This is a genomic window from Paraburkholderia sp. SOS3, assembly GCF_001922345.1.
Taxonomy (GTDB): Bacteria; Pseudomonadota; Gammaproteobacteria; order Burkholderiales; family Burkholderiaceae; genus Paraburkholderia.
In genome coordinates this window covers 3,199,472-3,213,672 of record NZ_CP018811.1, presented here as the reverse complement: position 1 = coordinate 3,213,672, position 14,201 = coordinate 3,199,472, and the positions used below count along the sequence as shown (strand labels likewise).

Below are 14,201 nucleotides of genomic sequence, written 5' to 3'. Positions count from 1 at the left end.
AGGGCGGATGTCCCCATGACCGCATTTCAAAACTTCTTCAAGACCTTCTTCCTGACCGAGCTGTTGAAGGGTCTCGCACTGACCGGACGCTATACGTTCCAGCGCAAGATCACCGTGCAGTTCCCGGAAGAAAAGACGCCGATTTCGCCGCGTTTTCGCGGCCTGCACGCGCTGCGCCGCTATGAAAACGGCGAAGAGCGCTGCATCGCCTGCAAGCTCTGCGAAGCGGTGTGCCCGGCGCTGGCCATCACGATCGAGTCGGAAACGCGCGCGGACAATACGCGCCGCACGACGCGCTACGACATCGACCTGACCAAATGCATCTTCTGCGGTTTCTGCGAAGAAAGCTGCCCCGTCGATTCGATCGTCGAAACGCATATTCTCGAATATCACGGTGAAAAGCGCGGCGACCTGTACTTCACGAAAGACATGCTGCTGGCCGTCGGCGACCGCTACGAAGCGGAAATCGCCGCGAACAAGGCGGCCGATGCACCGTATCGTTGATCCAGGAAGTTGCATTGCTGTAGTACGAAGTCGCGTCGGCCGCCGCGGTAATGGCGGCGCGGTGCGCAGCCCCTCGAATGCCGCTGGCGTGTATCACGTTGCATCTCGCGCGCATCGCGCGCCGATCGACGTCGCGTAAAATGCGCGCGCGTGCCGCGGCAAGCCGAGGGACCCTGCCTGACGATGGCCTAACGAAGAACCGGTAATCATGGAATTCACGACCGTACTGTTCTACATCTTCGCGTTGCTCCTGACGGTGTCGGGGCTGAAGGTGATCACTTCGCGCAACCCGGTGTCGGCCGCGCTCTTCCTCGTGCTCGCGTTCTTCAATGCGGCCGCGATCTGGATGCTGCTGCAGGCGGAGTTCCTCGGCATCCTGCTGGTGCTCGTGTACGTCGGCGCGGTGATGGTGCTGTTCCTGTTCGTCGTGATGATGCTGGACATCAATCTCGACGTGCTGCGCAAAGACTTCAAACGCTTCGTGCCAATGGCGACCATCGTCGGCGCGATCATCGTGATCGAAACCGCGTTGATCCTGTGGCACGGCTACGGCGCGACGGTGCAGCCGGTGCGCGATACGACGGCGGCTGCGGTTGCCGGAGCAGGCGGCACGGCCGGCTGGTCGAACACGCGCCTGATCGGCAAGGTCATCTACACCGATTACATCTTCGCGTTCGAAGTGGCAGGCCTCGTGCTGCTCGTCGCGATCATCGCGGCGATCGCGTTGACCACGCGCCATCAGAAAGACAGCAAGCGCCAGCGCGTTTCCGATCAGGTGGCCGTGCGCCGCCAGGATCGCGTGCGCATCGTAAAGATGAAACCGGAAGTCGCACCGGCACCGGAACCCACGGAGCCGGCAACGGCAGCGACGGCAGCCGCGACCGCGGCCGGTGCCGCAACCGGCGCCCCGGCGCCCGCAGGCAAGGCCTGAGCGCCCGAGAGGAGAAAAACATGTTGACCCTTGCTCATTACCTCGTGCTCGGTGCGATCCTCTTTGCGATCAGCATCGTCGGCATATTCCTGAACCGCCGCAACGTGATCATCATCCTGATGGCGATCGAGCTGATGCTGCTGGCGGTGAACACCAATTTCGTCGCGTTCTCGCACTATCTCGGCGACGTGCACGGCCAGATCTTCGTTTTCTTCGTGCTGACGGTGGCCGCAGCCGAAGCGGCGATCGGCCTCGCGATTCTGGTGACCCTGTTCCGTAGCCTCGACACGATCAACGTCGAGGACCTCGATCAGCTCAAAGGTTAATTTCAGCGAAGTTCATTTCAGGTAAGCGGTTATGTCAACGACACTCAATGAAAACCTGCTGCTGGCCATCCCGCTCGCGTCACTCGCGGGCTCGCTGATCGCGGGGCTCTTCGGCAAGACGATCGGGCGTGCAGGCGCTCATTCGGTAACGATCCTCGGGGTGGCGATTTCGTTCGTCCTGTCGGTCATCGTGTTTCTCGACGTGCAGAACGGCGGGAGCTTCAATGCGACGATCTACGAATGGATGACGATCGGCAAGCTCAAGTTCGAGGTCGGCTTCCTCGTCGATTCGCTGACCGCGATGATGATGGTCGTCGTGACCTTCGTGTCGCTGATGGTGCACATCTACACGATCGGCTACATGGCGGGCGAGGACGGCTACCAGCGCTTCTTCTCGTACATCTCGCTGTTCACGTTCGCGATGCTGATGCTCGTGATGAGCAACAACTTCCTGCAGCTGTTCTTCGGCTGGGAAGCGGTGGGTCTCGTGTCGTACCTGCTGATCGGCTTCTACTACACGCGTCCGAGCGCGATCTACGCGAACCTGAAGGCGTTCCTCGTGAACCGCGTCGGCGACTTCGGCTTCCTGCTCGGCATCGGCCTGCTGCTCGCGTACGCCGGCTCGATGAACTACGCCGACGTGTTCGCGAAGAACCACGAACTTGCATCGCTGACGTTCCCGGGCACCGACTGGGGCCTGTTGACGGTCGCCTGCATCTGTCTGTTCATCGGCGCGATGGGTAAGTCCGCGCAGTTTCCGCTGCACGTGTGGCTGCCCGATTCGATGGAAGGCCCGACGCCGATCTCCGCACTGATCCACGCGGCAACGATGGTGACGGCCGGCATCTTCATGGTCGCGCGCATGTCGCCGCTGTTCGAACTGTCCGATAGCGCGCTGTCGTTCATCATGGTGATCGGCGCGATCACGGCACTCTTCATGGGCTTTCTCGGCGTCGTGCAGATGGACATCAAGCGCGTCGTCGCGTATTCCACGCTGTCCCAGCTCGGCTACATGACGGTCGCGCTCGGCGCATCGGCCTACCCGGTCGCCGTGTTCCACCTGATGACGCACGCGTTCTTCAAGGCGCTGCTGTTCCTCGGCGCCGGTTCGGTGATCATCGGCATGCACCATGACCAGGACATGCGCAACATGGGCGGCCTGTGGAAGTACATGCCGATCACGTGGATCACGTCGCTGATCGGCTCGCTCGCGCTGATTGGCACGCCGTTCTTCGCCGGCTTCTATTCGAAGGATTCGATCATCGATGCGGCGCGTCTGTCGCATCTGCCGGGTTCGGGCTTCGCGTACTTCGCGGTCGCCGCGAGCGTGTTCGTCACGGCGCTGTACTCGTTCCGCATGTATTTCATGGTGTTCCACGGCGAAGAGCGCTTCCGCGGTCCGAAGCATCCCGACTCGCCGATGGGCGCCGAAGAAGCGACGCATGGGCAGGGCCACGGCAGTGACGATCACGGTCACGACGCGCACGACGGCCACGGCCATCATGGCCCGCACGTGCCGCACGAAACGCCGTGGGTCGTCTGGGTGCCGCTCGTGCTGCTCGCGATCCCGTCGGTCATCATCGGCGCGATCGCGATCAAGCCGATGCTGTACGGCGGCTTCTTCGACCATGGCGTCGCGTTCGACAAGGTCATCTACATCGCCCAGAACCACCCGGCGCTGCAGGAGATGGCCGAAGAGTTCCACGGCTGGTTCCAGATGGGCATCATGTCGTTCGAGGGTCTGCCTGTGTGGCTGTCGCTCGCGGGTGTGATCGTCGCGTGGTTCCTGTACATCAAGCGTCCGTCGCTGCCGGCGAAGATCCGCCAGACGTTCTCGCCGATCTACACGCTGCTCGACAACAAGTACTACATGGACAAGATCAACGAAGTCGTCTTTGCGCGCGGCGCCGTGGCGATCGGCCGCGGTCTGTGGAAGGAAGGCGACGTGGTCGTGATCGACGGTATCGTCAACGGCAGCGCGCGCTTCGTCGGCTGGTTCGCGAGCGTGATCCGCTTCCTGCAGTCCGGCTATATCTACCACTACGCGTTTGCGATGATCATCGGGATGTTGGGCCTCCTGACGCTGTTCGTTACGCTCGGCGGCAAATAAACAACGCGAGGAGACACCATGTACAACTATCCGATTCTCTCCATCGCGATCTGGATGCCGATCGTGTTTGGTCTGATCGTGCTTGCGGTCGGCAACGATCGCAACCCGGCGCCCGCGCGCTGGATTGCGCTCGTCGGCTCGATCCTGAGCTTTATCGTCACGATTCCGCTGATGACGGATTTCAATCCGGACACGGCGAAGCTGCAGTTCGTCGAGCAGGCCAACTGGATCGAGCGCTTCAACATCACGTATCACCTCGGCGTCGACGGCATTTCGATGTGGTTTGTCGTGCTGACCGCGCTGATCACGGTGATCGTCGTGGTGGCCGCGTGGGAAGTGATCACGAAGAACGTCGGCCAGTATCTGGCGGCCTTCCTGATCCTGTCGGGCATCATGGTCGGCGTGTTCTCGGCTGCCGACGGCATGCTGTTCTACGTGTTCTTCGAAGCGACGCTGATTCCGATGTACATCATCATCGGTGTCTGGGGCGGCGCGAACCGCGTGTACGCGGCGTTCAAGTTCTTCCTGTACACGCTGATGGGTTCGCTGCTGATGCTGGTCGGCCTCATCTATCTGTACACGCAGACGGGCACGTTCGATCTCGCCGCATGGCATGCGGCGAAGATTCCGATGACACCGCAGGTGCTGCTATTTATCGCGTTCTTCCTCGCGTTCGCGGTAAAGGTGCCAATGTGGCCCGTGCACACGTGGTTGCCTGACGCGCACGTCGAAGCGCCGACCGGCGGCTCGGTCGTGCTGGCGGCGATCATGCTGAAGCTCGGCGCCTACGGCTTCCTGCGCTTCTCGCTGCCGATCGCACCGGATGCGAGCCACTTCCTTGCGCCGGTCGTCATTACGCTGTCGCTGATCGCGGTGATTTATATCGGTCTCGTCGCGCTGGTGCAGGCGGACATGAAGAAGCTCGTCGCGTACTCGTCGATCGCGCACATGGGCTTCGTCACGCTCGGCTTCTTCATCTTCAACCAGATGGGCGTGGAAGGCGCGATCGTGCAGATGATCTCGCACGGCTTCGTGTCGGGCGCCATGTTCCTTTGCATCGGCGTGCTGTACGACCGCATGCATACGCGCCAGATTTCGGACTACGGCGGCGTCGTCAACACGATGCCGAAGTTCGCCGCGTTCGTGATGCTGTTCGCGATGGCCAACTGCGGCTTGCCGGGCACGTCCGGCTTCGTCGGCGAGTTCATGGTGATCCTGGCCGCGGTCCAGTACAACTTCTGGATTGCGTTCGGCGCCGCGTTCACGCTGATTCTCGGCGCCGCGTACACGCTGTGGATGTACAAGCGCGTGTACTTCGGCGCGATCGGCAACGACCACGTCAAGAAGCTCATCGACATCAACGGCCGCGAGTTCTTCATGCTGATCGTGCTCGCCGCGCTGACGCTGTTCATGGGCCTGTACCCGAAGCCTTTCTCTTCAGTGATGCATGCGTCCGTGGAGAATCTCCTTACCCACGTATCGCAGTCGAAGCTGCCGCTGTCGCAGTAGTGCAGAGCGGAGGAACTGAAAAATCATGCAAAACGCCCCTTTGAGTGCTCTGCTACCCGACGCGCTGGTGATGGCCGCGGTGGTCGTCGCGTGGCTCAACGATACGTTCGCCGGCCAGGCGGGCCGGCGCACCACGTATCTGATCTCGCTGTTCTCGACGCTCGTCGCCGGCATCTGGTTCGCGACGCTCGCGCTCGACCCGGTGCAGCACTATTACTTCTCGCGCATGTATATCGTCGACCCGTTCGCGAGCGTGATGAAGGCGGTGGTCACGCTGGGCTACACGGTCTCGATCATCTATTCGCGCAAGTACCTCGAAGATCGCAACCTGTTCCGCGGCGATTTCTACCTGCTCGGCATGTTCTCGCTGCTCGGACAGCTGATCATGATTTCGGGCAATAACTTCCTGACGCTGTATCTGGGCCTCGAGCTCATGTCGCTGTCGCTGTACGCGGTGATCGCACTGCGCCGCGACGCGTCGCAGTCGAACGAAGCGGCGATGAAGTATTACGTGCTGGGCGCGCTCGCATCGGGCTTCCTGCTGTACGGCATCTCGATGATCTACGGCGCGACCGGTTCGCTCGAGCTCAACGAAGTGCTGAAGGCGGTCGCATCGGGCCGCATCAACGATGTCGTGTTGCTGTTCGGCGTGATCTTCATCGTCGCCGGCATCGCCTTCAAGATGGGCGCGGTGCCGTTCCATATGTGGGTGCCCGACGTATATCAAGGCGCGCCGACCGCGATGACGCTGATCGTCGGCGGCGGTCCAAAGGTCGCGGCGTTCGCGTGGGGTCTGCGCTTCCTCGTGATGGGCCTGTTGCCGCTCGCGGTCGACTGGCAGGAGATGCTCGTCATTCTCGCGGCGCTGTCGCTGATCGTCGGCAATATCACCGGTATCGTGCAGCGCAATGTGAAGCGGATGCTCGCGTACTCGGCGATCTCGAACATGGGCTTCGTGCTGCTCGGTCTGCTCGCAGGCGTGGTCGACGGCAAAACGACGGCTGCGGCAAGCGCATACGGTTCGGCGATGTTCTACAGCATCGTCTACCTCGTGACGACGCTCGGCTCGTTCGGCGTCGTGATGCTGCTCGGCCGACGCGACTTCGAAGCGGACACGCTCGACGATTTCAAAGGCCTGAATCAGCGCAATCCCGTGTACGCGTTCGTGATGATGGTGATGATGTTCTCGCTCGCCGGCATTCCGCCGACGGTCGGCTTCTATGCGAAGCTGGCGGTGCTCGAGGCGACGATGAACGCCGGCCTTACGTGGCTCGCGGTGCTCGCGGTGATCACCTCGCTGTTTGGCGCGTTCTACTACCTGCGTATCGTCAAGCTCATGTACTTCGACGAGCCGCAGGACACGACTGCGATCGCCGCCGATTCGAGCAAGCGCCTGCTGCTCGCGCTGAACGGCATCGCCGTGGTCCTGCTCGGCATCGTGCCGGGCCCGCTGATGACGGTCTGCCTGCAGGCTATCTCGCACACGTTGCCGCTCTAACCGATGTCGGCGGCGGGGTGGTTTATCGTGCTGTTGGCGCTTGTCGGCGCCAACCTGCCATTTGCGAACCAGCGTCTCTTCGCGGTCGTGCCGATGAGGGCCGCGAAGAAAAACGCGTGGATCCGAATCGGCGAGATGATCGTGCTGTATTTCGTGGTCGGCGCGTTCGGCTTCATGCTCGAAGCGCGCGCCGGCAACCGCTTCGAGCAGGGCTGGCAATTTTACGCAATTACTTTCAGCCTGTTCGTCGTATTCTCGTTTCCTGGTTTCGCGTTTCAATATCTCGTCAAACGGCGCTGACGGTTCCAGCCGGGGCGCCTGGTCTTCCAGAGGTCGCATATGGCTGAGCCTACCGGTCATCCGGAACAGCATCACCTGGAGCGTCACGCCGCACTGAACGAAACGCGCGTGTCGAGCAAACAGGTGTACAAGGGGCCGTTCATGACGGTCAACCTCGACGTCGTGCGCTTGCCCGACGGCAAGGAAGCGACGCGCGAATACGTCGTGCATGCGGGCGCCGTGATGGTGATTCCGCTGCTCGACGATGGCCGCGTGCTGCTCGAGCGGCAGTATCGCTATGCGACCGGCAAGGTGATGATCGAATATCCGGCCGGCAAGCTCGATCCGAACGAGGACGAACTCACGTGCGCGAAGCGCGAGCTCGAAGAGGAAACCGGCTATACGGCGCGCGAGTATATCTATCTCACGCGCATCCATCCGATCATTTCGTATTCGACCGAGTTCATCGACATCTACCTTGCGCGCGGTCTGACTGCGGGCGAGCCGAGGCTCGACGAGGGCGAATTCATCGAGACGTTCACCGCGACGGTGCCTGAAGTGTCGGAGTGGATCCGCAACGGCGAGCTGAGCGATGTGAAGACGATTATCGGCACGTTCTGGCTGGAGAAGTTCCTGTCCGGCGAGTGGTCCGTTCCGGCGCCCGTCGAGGGCTGAAGACGAGGCCCGGAAAGCCGATGTCAAGAACGTGGGCGTTGCACTCGGCTGTGACCCGGCTGTGACCAGGCTGCAACGCGACTGCAACGAGGGTGTAACCCTGCTGCACATTGCTGAGATCGCGCTCGAGCGTGCGACGTGAGTCGCGAAGATGCCGTTGTCCGTCCGGCCCGAGCGGTCGACGCGGGAGTACCATTGTGCCTGCCGGGATAATCCCCACATTAAGGTGCCGACACCAAGGCAATCACGTTTTGGAACGATCGTTCACAAACCAGTCTTTTACGCTAAACTCGCAGGCAAGCCCTGATTCCAGATGAAGGTCCTCGATTTACAGTGTCCGCACGGCCATCGGTTCGAAGGCTGGTTCGCCTCCGCTGAAGACTTCGAAGCGCAGGCGGCCAGGCACCTTGTCGAATGCCCGGTTTGCGGCGCCAATGAAGTGAGCCGTCTGCCGTCCGCACCGCGCCTCAATCTGTCGGGTGCCAGCGGGGCACAGCCGGCTGCCGCAGCCGCCGGATCGCCGTCGCAGCAGGAGTGGCAGGCGCGGGCGATGCGGGCGCTGCGCGAGGTGCTGGAAAAAACTGAGAACGTGGGCGACCGCTTCGCCGAGGAAGCGCGGCGCATTCACTACAACGAAGCGCCCGCACGCAATATTCGCGGTGTCACGACACCCGAAGATGCAAAAGCTCTGGTCGAGGAAGGCATCGACGTGATGCCGCTGCCGATTCCTGCCGCGCTGAAAGAACCGCTGCAATAACGTGCGCGGTGTCCCGGCGGCCAGGCACTCAACGTGAAGCGGCCGCGGCAGGGAGAATCCGCGTATGGATCTGAACTACACGCCCGCCGAAAACGAATTTCGCGCCGGGATTCGCGCATGGCTCGCGGCAAATCTGCCGCGCACGCTCTCCGAGAAGGTTCTGCAGCACAAACGTCTGAACCGCGATGACTACGTGAGCTGGCACAGGGTGACCGGCGCGCGCGGCTGGTCCGCGCCCGCGTGGGCGGCCGAGTATGGCGGCCCTGGCTGGAACGCGATCGAGCGCCATATCTGGGATGAGGAATGCGCGCGCATCGGCGCGCCGCTCGTGCTGCCGTTCGGCGTATCGATGGTCGCGCCGGTGCTGATGAAATACGGCAGCGACGCACAGAAGCAGCATTATCTTCCGCGCATTCTCGACGGCACCGACTGGTGGTGCCAGGGCTATTCCGAGCCGGGCGCCGGTTCGGACCTCGCCTCGCTGCGCACGCGTGCCGAGCGCCGCGGCGACCACTACGTGGTGAACGGCCAGAAAACCTGGACCACGCTCGGCCAGCATGCGGACATGATGTTCTGCCTCGTGCGCACCGATGGCGATGCGAAGAAGCAGGAGGGCATCTCGTTCCTGCTGATCGACATGAAGAGCCCCGGTATTACGGTGCGGCCGATCATCACGCTCGACGAAGATCACGAAGTCAACGAAGTCTTTTTCGAAGACGTCGAAGTGCCGCTCGAGAATCTCGTCGGTGAGGAAAATCGCGGGTGGACTTACGCGAAGTATCTGCTGGGCCACGAGCGCACCGGCATCGCGCGCGTCGCCAGTTCGAAGCGCGAGCTGGTGTTCCTCAAACGGCTTGCGCTCGCGCAGCGGAAAAACGGCAAGCCGCTGCTGCATGATCCCGTGTTCGCCGCGAAGGTCGCGAGTCTCGAGATCGATCTGATGGCGCTCGAGGTCACGGTGCTGCGCGTCGTCGCAAACGAAACGCAGGGACGCGGGCCGGGACCGGAGGCGTCGCTGCTGAAAATCAAGGGCACGGAAATACAGCAAGCGCTGACCGAACTCATGGTCGAAGCAATCGGACCGCTTGCCGCGCCGTTCGACGTGCCGTTCCTCGAAGGCGAGCGCGCGCACAGCATAGCCGGCGACGACGATGCGGCGCCGCTTGCCGCGTACTACTTCAACTTCCGCAAGACGTCGATTTACGGCGGCTCGAACGAAATCCAGAAGAACATCATCGCGCAGATGATGCTCGGACTTTGAGGAGCGGCGCATGGACTTCACGTTCAACGACGAACAGCAGCAACTGGCGAACGCGCTGCGCCGGTATCTGGACAAGGAATATGGATTCGAGGCGCGCCGCGCGATCATCGCGTCGGCGGCGGGCGTGTCGGACACGCAGTGGGCCGCATTCGCCGAACTCGGTCTGAACGCGTTGCCGGTACCCGAAGCGCACGGCGGGTTTAGCGGCAATGCGATCGATATGCTGGTCGTGATGCAGGAGCTGGGGCGCGCGCTCGCCGTCGAGCCATACTGGGCGACCGTCACCGGCGTCGAGGCGCTGCGGCTTGCGGGCGGCGATGAAGCGGACCACGCACTGCTCGACGAGGTCGCACGAGGCGAACTCAGACTTGCCGTCGCGTTTCACGAGCCGGGCGCGCGCTATGACCTGTTTGCAGTCGGGACCAAGGCCGCGCGGCGCGATGATCGATACATGCTCGACGGCACGAAGTCCGTCGTTCAGCACGGTGCACAGGCCGACTTCTGGATCGTGCCCGCGCGCGTCGATGCCGGCGAGATCGCATTGTTCGTCGTTGCGCGCGGCGCCGCGGGTGCCGACGTCACCGACTATCGGACCATCGACGGCCAGCGCGCCGCAACGCTTGGGTTCACCCAGACGCCTGCGCGTCCACTGAGCCTTGGCGATGCACGTGCCGGCGCGGCGACGCTCGAGCGCATCGCCGACTACGCTACGGTGCTGCTATGCGCCGAAGCGCTCGGCGCACTCGACGCGCTGAACCGCGCGACAGTCGAATACACGAAAACCCGAGAGCAGTTCGGCGCACCGATTGCGCGCTTCCAGGCGCTGCAGCATCGGATGGTCGATATGATGATTCACACCGAACAGGCGCGCTCGCTCACGTACGTGGCGGCGGTCCGCTATGCAACGCGCGCCGCTGACGACGAGCGGCGCCGCGCGGTGTCGGCGGCGAAGGCGCGCATCGGGCAGGCCGCACGCTTCGTCGGTCAGCAGGCGATCCAGTTGCACGGCGGCATGGGCATGACGAACGAGGTGATGGCGGCGCATCTGTTCAAGCGGCTTTCGATCATCGAAACGACGCTTGGCGATGTCGATCACCATCTCGCGCGCTTCGCCGCGCTGCCGGGTTTCGCGGCCGCATGAGGGCCGACGTGGATACCGCGCTTATCGGTTCGAACCCGCCTGCGCGTACTTCGCCAGTTCGAGCTTCGCGATCGCATTGCGATGCACTTCGTCGGGACCATCGGCGAACCGCAGCCAGCGTGCCGTCGTATAGGCATAAGCGAGCGGAAAGTCATCGCTCATGCCAGCCCCGCCGTGCGCCTGAATCGCCCAGTCGATCACCTGACACGCCATGTTCGGTGCGACGACCTTGATCATCGCGATCTCGCCGCGTGCGCCTTTGTTGCCGACTGTGTCCATCATGTAGGCGGTTTTCAGCGTCAGCAGACGCGCCTGCTCGATCATGCAGCGCGCTTCGGCAATGCGCTCCTGCGTAACGGTCTGCGCGGCGATCGGCTTGCCGAACGCGACGCGCTGCAGCGCACGCTTCGACATCAGTTCGAGTGCGCGCTCGGCAAGGCCGATCAGCCGCATGCAGTGGTGAATGCGGCCCGGCCCGAGCCGCCCCTGCGCGATTTCGAAACCGCGTCCGACGCCGAGCAGCAGATTCGACGCCGGCACGCGCACGTTGTCGAGCGTAATCTCCATATGGCCATGCGGCGCATCGTCGTAGCCGAACACCGTGAGCGGCCGATGCACGGTAATGCCGGTCGCGTCCGACGGTACGAGGATCATCGACTGCTGCTGATGGCGCGGCGCATCGGGGTCGGTTTTGCCCATCACGATAAAGAGCTTGCAGCGCGGGTCGCCCGCACCCGATGACCACCATTTATGCCCGTTGATCACGTAGCTGTCGCCCTCGGGCGTGATACGCGTCTGAATATTCGTCGCATCCGACGAGGCGACTTCCGGCTCCGTCATCAGAAACGCCGAACGGATCTGTCCTTGCAACAGCGGCTCGAGCCATTCGCGCCTGTTTTCTTCGCTGCCGTAGCGCTCGAGCGTTTCCATATTGCCTGTATCGGGCGCGCTGCAGTTGAACACCTCGGGTGCCCACGGCACACGGCCCATGATCTCGCATAGCGGCGCGTACTCGAGATTCGTCAGTCCGGCGCCGCGCTGCGAATCGGGCAAAAAGAGGTTCCACAGGCCCGCGTCGCGCGCACGCTGCTTCAGTGTTTCGATCAGTTCGGTCGGTACCCACGCATTGCCGTTCTGGCGGTTCAGCGCGACTTCGGCGGCGAATGCGCGCTCGTTCGGATAGATATGCTCGTCGAAGAAAGCGCGCAGTTTTTCGCACAGCGCCTGCACTTTCGGGGTGTAGTCGAAATTCATTCTTGCCTCTTCAGTTGCACATCGAATTGCACGATTAACGCGCTTGCTGCGCGTACCGCCATGCGAGTTCCGCCATCGGCCGCGCGCGGCGGCCCGCATCGAGCGCCTGCGCGCTGGCCGCGGTGCCGTCGACGACGCGTTTCATGATGCCCTGCAGAATCGCCGCGATACGGAACATGTTGTACGCAAGGTAGAAGTTCCAGTCGCCGCGAATCTCGAGGCCCGTGCGCGCGCAATAGCGCTCCACATACGCGGCTTCGTCGGGAATGCCGAGCGCCGGCCAGTCGAGGCCCGCGATGCCGCGAAACTGCGCGGGATCGACGTGCCACGCCATGCAGTGATACGCGAAGTCGGCAAGCGGATCGCCTAGCGTCGACAGCTCCCAATCGAGTACCGCTAGCACGCGCGGTTCCTGCGGATCGAAGATCAGATTGTCGAGCCGGTAATCGCCGTGCACGATCGAAACGTGCGACCCGGTTTCGTTCGGGACATGCTGCGGCAGCCAGTCGATCAGCCGTTGCATCGCGTCGATCGGCTCGGTTTCGGACGCGGCGTATTGCTTGCTCCAGCGGCCGATTTGCCGCGTGAAATAGTTGCCCGGTTTGCCGTAGCCGGTCAGGCCGATGGCCGCAGGATCGACACGATGGAGCGCCGCGATCACGCGGTTCATCTCGTCGTAGATCGCGGCCCGTTGTTCAGCGGTCATGCCGGGCAGCGAGGGGTCCCACAGCACGCGGCCCTCGATGTGTTGCATCACATAGAACGCGCGGCCGATCACGCTTTCGTCTTCGCACAGCGCGAGCATGTGCGCGACCGGCACACCGCTGCGGCGCAGCGCATGCATGACGCGGTATTCGCGCTCGATCGCATGGGCCGATGGCAGCAGCTTCGCCGCCGGCCCCGGTTTTGCGCGCAGCACGTACGCTCGCGACGGGGTATTCAGCTTGAACGTCGGATTCGATTGCCCGCCGGCGAACTGCTCGAGCGCGAGCGGGCCTTCGAATCCGTCGACATGCGCGGCGAGCCAGGCGGTGAGCGAGTCGATGTCGACGCGCTGGTGGTCCGCCACGGGGCGCGTGCCGATGAACGCGGAATAGTCGGTGCTGCCGGGCGCCTTATTGGGCGTCGTATCAGACGTGGTATTGGACGTCGCGTCGGACGTCACAGCGGGCCTCGTTTGCGGCATTGTCTCCTCCTAACGCCTGGTTGGCGTCTCAGTCGGATGCGCTAACTCTGCTTCTTATATTGACTGAACTGCGCGTACAGCATTTCCATCGTCGTATTACGGATATCGCGATGCAGCGGCGACGGCGGCGAATGATTGATCAGACGCAGCACCCAGTCGCGCGGCGCGTCGCCGACGTCGAGTGCATTGATGCAGCCGGTCGCCTGCGAGATATGCCCGTAGAACGTGCGGCCGCCGGCCGAAAGCGCGTGCGACAGGATCGCGCGGTTCACGCCGCCGTGCAGCACGAGCAGCACGCAATCCCATGTCGTGTCTTCGCGTAGCGCGCCGAGCGCGGGAAGGACCCGGTCGAACAGTGCGCCGATGGTTTCGCCGCCGAGAAACTGCGTGTGCTCGGGGACGATTCCATCGAAGATGCCGAGAAACGCGGCTTCGATGTCGGTGTCCGGAATGCCGCCGAGTTTGCCACCGCGGATTTCGAGCCATGCGGGCTCGATCTCGACGTCGATCTGCTGACGTGTCTCGTCGAGCACGCGCTGCGCCGTTTCGACGGTGCGCGGCAAGCCGCTTGCAATCACGCGATCGAAGCGGATCTGCTGTTCGGCGAAGGCGCGGCCTGCGGCACTCGCCTGCTCGCGGCCGTTCGCGTTGAGCGGCACCGTGTCCGGGTCGATCATGCGGCCCGAGGCGTCGAAGTAGGTGACGTCGCCATGCCGCATCAGATAAATCCGGCGGCGCTTCGGTAATTGATATTGAGGCATGGTGTGAGC

General features: G+C 62.8%; 14 protein-coding genes. 11 read left to right on the top strand and 3 right to left on the bottom strand.

What is annotated here, in order from left to right; translation table 11 throughout:
- Positions 1–15: 15 nt before the first annotated feature.
- The 11 genes from nuoI to BTO02_RS14280 all read left to right on the top strand — a co-directional run bounded on the left by nuoI (position 16) and on the right by BTO02_RS14280 (position 10,991).
- Positions 16–504 (top strand): NADH-quinone oxidoreductase subunit NuoI, encoded by a 489-nt coding sequence (gene nuoI, locus BTO02_RS14330; protein ID WP_075157596.1) that lies wholly within the window; start codon positions 16–18, stop codon positions 502–504.
- A 208-nt stretch (positions 505–712) separates the two neighbouring features.
- Entirely contained in the window at positions 713–1,435 is a 723-nt protein-coding gene (locus BTO02_RS14325) for an NADH-quinone oxidoreductase subunit J (protein WP_075157595.1), read from the top strand.
- Positions 1,436–1,455: 20 nt separating this feature from the next.
- Positions 1,456–1,761, top strand: a complete 306-nt coding sequence (gene nuoK / locus BTO02_RS14320) for an NADH-quinone oxidoreductase subunit NuoK (RefSeq protein WP_006052894.1) — start codon at positions 1,456–1,458, stop codon at positions 1,759–1,761.
- Between the two features lie 31 nt (positions 1,762–1,792).
- Positions 1,793–3,871: an NADH-quinone oxidoreductase subunit L gene (nuoL, locus tag BTO02_RS14315; RefSeq protein WP_075157594.1), complete on the top strand. Its 2,079-nt coding sequence runs from the start codon at positions 1,793–1,795 to the stop codon at positions 3,869–3,871.
- Between the two features lie 18 nt (positions 3,872–3,889).
- Positions 3,890–5,380, top strand: a complete 1,491-nt coding sequence (locus tag BTO02_RS14310; protein ID WP_075157593.1) for an NADH-quinone oxidoreductase subunit M — start codon at positions 3,890–3,892, stop codon at positions 5,378–5,380.
- 25 nt (positions 5,381–5,405) lie between these two features.
- Entirely contained in the window at positions 5,406–6,878 is a 1,473-nt protein-coding gene (nuoN, locus tag BTO02_RS14305; protein WP_075157592.1) for an NADH-quinone oxidoreductase subunit NuoN, read from the top strand.
- 3 nt (positions 6,879–6,881) lie between these two features.
- Positions 6,882–7,178: a DUF2818 family protein gene (locus BTO02_RS14300; protein WP_075157591.1), complete on the top strand. Its 297-nt coding sequence runs from the start codon at positions 6,882–6,884 to the stop codon at positions 7,176–7,178.
- Positions 7,179–7,217: 39 nt separating this feature from the next.
- Positions 7,218–7,832: an NUDIX domain-containing protein gene (locus BTO02_RS14295; protein ID WP_075157590.1), complete on the top strand. Its 615-nt coding sequence runs from the start codon at positions 7,218–7,220 to the stop codon at positions 7,830–7,832.
- 313 nt (positions 7,833–8,145) lie between these two features.
- Entirely contained in the window at positions 8,146–8,589 is a 444-nt protein-coding gene (locus BTO02_RS14290; protein ID WP_075157589.1) for a DUF1178 family protein, read from the top strand.
- A gap of 64 nt (positions 8,590–8,653) precedes the next feature.
- The gene (locus tag BTO02_RS14285; RefSeq protein ID WP_075157588.1) at positions 8,654–9,850 is read left to right on the top strand and encodes an acyl-CoA dehydrogenase family protein; all 1,197 of its coding nucleotides are present in this window, start codon (positions 8,654–8,656) and stop codon (positions 9,848–9,850) included.
- Between the two features lie 10 nt (positions 9,851–9,860).
- On the top strand, positions 9,861–10,991 hold the full coding sequence (locus tag BTO02_RS14280; RefSeq protein ID WP_075157587.1) for an acyl-CoA dehydrogenase family protein: 1,131 nt from the start codon (positions 9,861–9,863) through the stop codon (positions 10,989–10,991).
- A 21-nt stretch (positions 10,992–11,012) separates the two neighbouring features.
- Here the strand turns inward: BTO02_RS14280 and BTO02_RS14275 are convergent, their stop codons facing one another.
- Genes BTO02_RS14275 through BTO02_RS14265 form a run of 3 tightly spaced genes read right to left on the bottom strand, consistent with a single transcriptional unit; the run spans position 11,013 to position 14,192 of the window.
- Positions 11,013–12,245, bottom strand: coding sequence for an acyl-CoA dehydrogenase family protein (locus BTO02_RS14275; protein WP_075157586.1), 1,233 nt, complete (start codon positions 12,243–12,245; stop codon positions 11,013–11,015).
- Positions 12,246–12,279: 34 nt separating this feature from the next.
- Complete coding sequence (locus tag BTO02_RS14270) at positions 12,280–13,431, bottom strand: phosphotransferase (RefSeq protein ID WP_083615126.1); 1,152 nt, start codon at positions 13,429–13,431, stop codon at positions 12,280–12,282.
- Between the two features lie 41 nt (positions 13,432–13,472).
- Positions 13,473–14,192 (bottom strand): histidine phosphatase family protein, encoded by a 720-nt coding sequence (locus BTO02_RS14265; RefSeq protein WP_075157585.1) that lies wholly within the window; start codon positions 14,190–14,192, stop codon positions 13,473–13,475.
- Positions 14,193–14,201: the final 9 nt, after the last annotated feature.